Here is a 6,979-nt window from a genome sequence, read left to right on the forward strand (position 1 = left end):
TTAATATCATTTGGGTATATACTAACAGTATTATGAATATGTATTGGATAATTAGATGATCGCTGTTTTTTATATCGCGTCGATTATTGCTGTTATTGCTAGTATAAAAGTGATTAGTAGCTTGCGAGTTGATAAGGCAATTTTGTACCTTATTATTTCGCTGTTTGCTTCAGCGTCGATATTTATTCTACTTAATACCTATTTTTCTGCTGTTATATATATATTATTGTTTATTGGTGGAACAACGGCTCTTTTTTATGTTGTCGCTTCAATTTTGGCAATTCGTGTTGATAATATAGAAACAAAAAAACAAGGCATTAGCCCAAAAATTTGGTTAGGGCCATTAATTTTAGCTTTTATTTTGTTAGTCGCGCTTATTTATGGTGTAGTAACGGTCAACTATTCGGAGCTGAAAGAGTCTCATGAATTAATGCATGAAATGTCTGTATATGCATACATTTTAATGGCTGAATTAGCTATATTTTTATTATTAGGTGCAGTTGTGATTGCTTATCATTTTATGCATCGGCTGTTGTCGGAGAAATAATATGATCCCACTTATGCATTGTCTTATCTTTGCTTCTATTTTATTTGTGATCGGCTTATTAGGGGTAATGATTCGACGCAATCTCTATTTTCTGTTGCTTAGCCTGATGATTATGAATAATGGTGCAATCGTTGCGTTGTTTTCGGCAAGTAGTTATTGGCAACAATCTGATGGACAAGTACTTGCAATACTCGCGGTAATAACAGCCCTAGCAGAGATTTGTGTTGGGCTAGCATTAATGATGAAACTATTCTACCGCCGAAAAACCTTAAATATTGACTCACTGAGTGAGATGAAAGGATGAATCTACTTTATTTAACTATCATTGTTCCCTTGCTTTCTTTTTTTGGATTAATTTGCCTAGGGAGGCATATACGCTCAATTAATGTAATAATTATAGGCATCAGTACTATGCTCATCATTGCATTAATTACGGTATTTTCATGTATTGATTTTTATTCAAATACAGTGCCCGACATGACGCTAATCTATACTAGGCTATTATGGAATTGGATTTCTGTTGGAGATTTCGTTATACCTTTATCTTTGACACTAGATGGTTTATCACTAACTTTTTTAGTGCTAATCTCATTTTTTGGTTTCTTGATCTATTTTTTTGCAGCTTGTTATTTGACGTTAAGAAAGGATATTTATACTTTTTATGCTTACAGTAACTTATTAATTGCTAGCATGTTAACTATTATATTAGTTGATAATTTATTTGTTATGCTAATTGGTTGGGAAGGAGTGAGCATAAGTACTTACTTACTTATTGGTATTTACTATCAACAAGCGCGTAATGGCTATGCTGCAGTGAAAGCATTTATCGTTATGCATTTAACGGATATATTTTTAATCATTGGTATATTTTTACTTTATCAGACTTTAAACACATTAAATATTCATGATGTTTTGGTGCAAGCACATGATAATTTAGCGGTTGATTCAGACATTATATTCTGGATAACTTTAATGTTATTCCTTGGAGCAATGAGTAAATCTGCACTGTTTCCCATGCATTCATGGTTTGCCGAAACAACATTAGCGCCAATGCCCGCAGTAGCTTTGTTACAATCATCAACAGTTATTTTAGCTGGGGTATATTTAGTTTTAAGATTAAGTAATTTGTTTATGATGTCGAGCGATGTTTTAGCTATTATATCGATGATTTCATCATTAACGATATTATTTGCTAGTACTATTGCATTAGTGCAGTACGATATTAAACGAATTATCACGTATATCAATTTAGCGCAAATTAGTTACCTTTTTTATGCTTTTTCAACACAAAGTTGGAATTTGTCTTTGAATTGCTTAATTAATTACTCCGTAACAAGCACATTGTTAATTTTAGCCTCATCTATTGTAATTAAAAAATGCCAAGGTGAGCGTGATATAAGCAAATTAGGCGGTTTAATTAAATCTTTTCCAACGCTGTATATTGTATTTTTGTTAATTATGCTTTCACTCAGTGCTATTCCTTGGATTTCGGCATCATTTTATATCAAAGGAGATATCATTTGGGGAGTAATGGCGCAGGGTAGATTAATATCTGGAACGATTGGTCTGATAGGTATTTTATTTTCTAGCTTAGGCATTTGGCGTTTAATTTCAATGGTATTTTATCATAAACAAAAATGGTATGATTTTACAAAAATAAAATGGATAAGCTATAGCCCAATTTTTATCTTATTGGTATTTACTACCGCTTTATTTATTCATTTTCCGTTACCGATTCATGGCATTATTCCATTAGGCAAGTTAGATACTAATGGGCAATTGCCTTTTCAACTACTATTAGCCGCAGTGACAGGTTTGAGCTTTCTTATTGCCTACATTTTATATGTGCGCTCTAACAGCGAAGTGCGAGAAGTACTTAATACACCAATGATTAAATTATTTTTACGTTTGTGTAATAGTGATTGGCGTTATGATTATTTGTTAAATTGCTTATTTGTTAAACCTTATATCTATCTAGCTAAATTATTAAAAAAAGATCCTATTGCTTTATGGGATAATTGGATAATGTTGGGCATAAAAAAAATAAACGCATTTATCGTTGATCTAGAAAATGGGCAAATTAGATGGTATATGGTTTCGATGGTTATAGGCAGTATTATTATATTAATGTTACTGATTTTCATTTAATAAAGGTGTAATCATTCATGTTGTTATGGCTTGTTTTTTTACCTGTAATAGGCGGATTTGTTGGTTGGTTATGCCATGCATGTTTACAAAGAGGGGTAGTTTCCATCAACGTACAAAAGCGTTGGTCAAAATTACCCATAATTGTCGCATTTACCACAATTTGTATTACATTATCGATAGCGATCGTATTATGGATAGATGTCGCTGAAACACTAAAGCAAGGCGCAAACTGGGGAAAGGAAATTAATCTGGAGTGGATCCCATTACTAGGCATCCGTTTTCACCTTGTTTTAGATGGCTTATCAATGGTTGTTATTACCGCAACACTATTTATTGTATTATTGACTATTGTTTATTCTAGTAAAGAAAATTTAAACAATCTTGGTTTATTTTACCTATGCCTATTATTTATGACATCAACCATTATGATGTTGTTTGTCGCCACTGACTTATTTTTAATGTTCTTTCTGTGGGAAGCTGTGGTAATACCGGTCTATTTTTTGATCTCCTTATGGGGGCGCCGAGATTCGAGCTCGCAATTGCGCTTTAATGGGGCAAGCAAATTTTTGATTTATACCCAATTAAGTAGTTTGCTGATGCTAATTTCAATCGTTTCATTGGCACTAATCAACTGGAACTTAACAGGTCATTGGACATTTGATTCTCAGGAATTAATAAAAACACCAATATCAAGCCATACTGAATTTTTACTGATGTTAGGCTTTTTAGCTGCTTTGATAGTACGCATTCCTTTTGTTCCCTTTCATGGTTGGCTTGTTGAAGCCCATATTGAATCTTCAACAACTGGCTCAATGATGATTAGTGGATTATTACTCAATACAGCAGCATTTGGTTTATTACGTTTTGTTATACCACTATTTCCTAATGCTTCAATCATGATTATGCCATTGATGTTAGCTTGTGCACTGGCTACTGTTGTTTATGCAGCATTGCTTGCATTCAATCAAACCGATATTAAAAAACTTGTTGCTTATATTCATATCGCTTTAATGGGATTTGTTACTGCAATAATCTATAGCGGTTCTATTATTGCTTATCAAGGTGTAGTTATCCAGATGATAGCCATCAATTTAGCAATCGTTGGTATGTTTATAATTAGTGGGTTATTGGTTGAATGTTATTCCACTCGGAATATAAACCAGTTCACTGGGTTAAAAGGACGAGTGCCTTATCTATCTTCGTTAACTTTATATTTTATATTAGCTGTGTTAGGTATTCCAGGTACAGCTAATTTTGTTGGTAATTATATGATGTTACTTGGTAGTTATAACACATTTTCTTTTTATACCATTTTGCTAGTAATTGGCTTATTATTATTGTCTATTTCATTTATCGTGCGTATGCAGCCAATATTCTATGGCGCCGCAGATAAAGAGGCTTCCACAAAACATCTACTTAGTAAAAAAGATATTTTGTTATTATCAAGCATCTTAATTGTCCTTATTTTTATTGGTTTGTATCCACAACTGATTTTAGATATGTCTTATTCTATCATGAATCAAACACAACAATACATAACCACAGAACGAGTGGGAGAGTAATAATCTATGATAGCTTTATCGCCTATTTTTGTACTAAGCATTGCCATCATTGTTGTGTTATTTTCATTATTTGTTTTTAAAATAAGCACTAAAGGATGTACTATTTTAACTATTTGTGGATTAACATGTGCGTTAGCTTGTTCCGCGGTAGTTGGCTATAAAATTTCATTTAATGCACAAGCTATTGCAGATATCAGTAGTGATAATATGCAATTATCGGTATCAGTTTCAGACGCCAATAAAGAACTAACTCCATCAACTGAAGAAACGATAGCAATTGATACTGTGTCTACTGATGATGTGGACAAACAAAATGAAAACATTGATGACAACGTCAACAACAGTAAGATTGATAAGACAAATATTGATGCTAATTCAAACACTGATAATAGTTCAATAGATGAGTGGAAAGCACACCATATCACTGCACTTTTTACTTGTGATGGTTATGGGTTGCTTTATACCAGTTTGATTTTAATGATATCTATTGCTGTAGCCTGTTTTGCTTATCGTTGGTTCCGGCAAGAAAAGATTCATCACGGACTATTTTATTTAATCCTACTTTTCATGACATTAGGTGGAGTAACACTCTTATACGCAAGCCATCTCATTGCATTTTTTATTGGGATTGAACTGTTATCTATTCCATTTGTAGGGTTAATTGGCTATCAATATACACAGACTCATTCATTAGAAGCAGCAGTTAAATACATGATTTTATCTGCTATTGCCAGTGTATTTTTATTGATAGGGATTGCATTTTATTATGCAACTACTGGTGAGCTAACATTCAGTGGGCTAAGTTATCAACTCTCAACGATGACTTACCCAAGTACATTATTACTGATGGGTGTTTGTTTGATGTTAGTTGGTATTGGTTTTAAATTATCTCTCGTTCCATTCCAACTTTGGCTACCTGATGTTTATCAAGGCGCACCAACGGTTGTTGCTTTATTATTATCAACAGTTGGAAAGGTAGCAGTTTTTTGTGCCATTGCTAGGCTGTTTTTATTGGCACCGATTGTGAACAATGAAACAATCCGTATTATTTTAGTTATTATGGCTTTTTGTTCTATTTTATGGGGCAATCTATTGGCATTGATGCAAAGTAGCTTAAAGCGAGTACTTGCTTACTCCTCAATTGCACATTTTGGCTATTTATTTACAGCGTTAATTGCTGTGCAATATCAAGTACTTGCATTAGAAACTATTGGCGTTTATCTCATTGGCTATATTTTAGCTAATATCTGTATTTTAGGCACAATCAGCTTAGATTCCCATTCAGATGAACTACAAGATCATGAAAATGAGATCGATCTTTCAGGTCTATTTTGGAGAAGACCAATTCTTGCGCTAGCTATGGGGATTGGGTTTTTATCTTTAGCTGGTACACCATTAACCGCAGGTTTTGTCGGTCGATTTTTACTGGTGCTATTAGGTGTTACAGCAGAATTATGGTGGTTAGTTGCTGCTGTAGTGATTGGTAGTGCATTAGGACTTTATTTTTATGCTCGCTTAATTATCAATCTTTATATAAAACCAATTAACTGTGATGGAAAAATGTTAAGTGGAGCCTCGATTAAGTTAAAATGGACTAATATTAGAATAAGCGAATTAATCATCGTATTATGTGCCTTATTGACGATGCTTTGCGGAATTTACCCTAAATGGTTATTTAACTTAGTTAGCATGGCTCAATATTTAACCACATAATGAGCCTGTATCAGCTTCCTTTAATTCAATAGTGGAGTCATATTAACTAAAATAAATAAAACCAGCATTTTATCCTAAAACATATGTTTTCCTAAGGCTTTTTGACAAGAAATAGTTAATAACAGATTTATTTATTATGTTATAATTCTGACCTTTAAAAATTTATTTTAATCAAGAGGACCAGTATGGACTTTTTAATCTCTAATGCTTATGCCGCAGATGGTAGCCAACCCGGTGGCGATTTTTTCATGCCAATTATGTTAGTTGTGTTTGGTTTATTTTTCTATTTTATGATCATGCGTCCACAACAAAAACGCGCAAAGGCACATCGCGATCTTATGGCTTCTATCTCCAAAGGCGATGAAGTATTAACCAATGGCGGACTTATTGGTCGTGTATCAAAAGTCAACGAAAATGGCTACATAGCGCTAGAATTAAATGATACTACTGAAGTTGTGATCAAGCGTGACTTTATCACATCAGTTTTACCAAAAGGGACAATGAAATCGCTATAATAGGGATCATCTATTATTGTTCATTGTATTGATTATCTAATTCCACAAGAGAATATGTCGTGTTAAACCGCTATCCTTTGTGGAAGTACATTATGTTGGTTGTTGTAATTTGCCTCGGCCTTCTTTATGCACTTCCAAATATTTATGGTGAAGATCCTGCTATACAGATTTCAGGCTCAAATACTGCTGAAATTAATGTTGCTACGCAAGATAAAATCAGAAAACTTTTAGCTGATAATCACATCGAGACTAAATCATTAATTTATGAAAATAAGTCAATTTTAATTCGCGTTGGTGATAATGATACACAGCTTAAAGCAAAAGAGCTCATATCAGAAGCATTAGGTGAAGAATATATCGTTGCATTGAACTTAGCACCCGCAACACCAACGTGGCTGACAGCATTAGGTGCTGAGCCTATGAAACTCGGTCTTGATTTACGTGGTGGCGTTCACTTTTTAATGGAAGTCGATATGACAACCGCATTAAGTAAA

The 6,979-nt window shown here is 33.5% G+C and carries 6 protein-coding genes and 1 pseudogene; all 7 read left to right on the forward strand.

The genetic code is table 11. The features are described 5' to 3' along the window. Window positions 1–55: 55 nt before the first annotated feature. Window positions 56–547, forward strand: a complete 492-nt coding sequence (locus tag A9G30_RS05620) for an NADH-quinone oxidoreductase subunit J (protein ID WP_065588318.1) — start codon at window positions 56–58, stop codon at window positions 545–547. Window position 548: 1 nt separating this feature from the next. Next, window positions 549–851 (forward strand): NADH-quinone oxidoreductase subunit NuoK, encoded by a 303-nt coding sequence (gene nuoK, locus A9G30_RS05625; protein ID WP_065580136.1) that lies wholly within the window; start codon window positions 549–551, stop codon window positions 849–851. 107 nt (window positions 852–958) lie between these two features. Next, complete coding sequence (locus tag A9G30_RS05630; RefSeq protein WP_065588319.1) at window positions 959–2,695, forward strand: NADH-quinone oxidoreductase subunit 5 family protein; 1,737 nt, start codon at window positions 959–961, stop codon at window positions 2,693–2,695. Window positions 2,696–2,712: 17 nt separating this feature from the next. Further along, complete coding sequence (locus A9G30_RS05635) at window positions 2,713–4,257, forward strand: complex I subunit 4 family protein (protein ID WP_065588320.1); 1,545 nt, start codon at window positions 2,713–2,715, stop codon at window positions 4,255–4,257. Window positions 4,258–4,263: 6 nt separating this feature from the next. Beyond that, window positions 4,264–5,970: an NADH-quinone oxidoreductase subunit N gene (locus tag A9G30_RS05640; RefSeq protein WP_065566192.1), complete on the forward strand. Its 1,707-nt coding sequence runs from the start codon at window positions 4,264–4,266 to the stop codon at window positions 5,968–5,970. A gap of 185 nt (window positions 5,971–6,155) precedes the next feature. After that, window positions 6,156–6,485: a preprotein translocase subunit YajC gene (gene yajC, locus A9G30_RS05645; RefSeq protein WP_065566193.1), complete on the forward strand. Its 330-nt coding sequence runs from the start codon at window positions 6,156–6,158 to the stop codon at window positions 6,483–6,485. Between the two features lie 59 nt (window positions 6,486–6,544). After that, a pseudogene (gene secD / locus A9G30_RS05650) lies at window positions 6,545–6,979 on the forward strand (protein translocase subunit SecD); the annotation flags it as partial.

The organism is Gilliamella sp. Fer4-1, from assembly GCF_001690515.1.
In the GTDB taxonomy this organism is placed as follows: Bacteria; Pseudomonadota; Gammaproteobacteria; order Enterobacterales; family Orbaceae; genus Gilliamella; species Gilliamella apicola_C.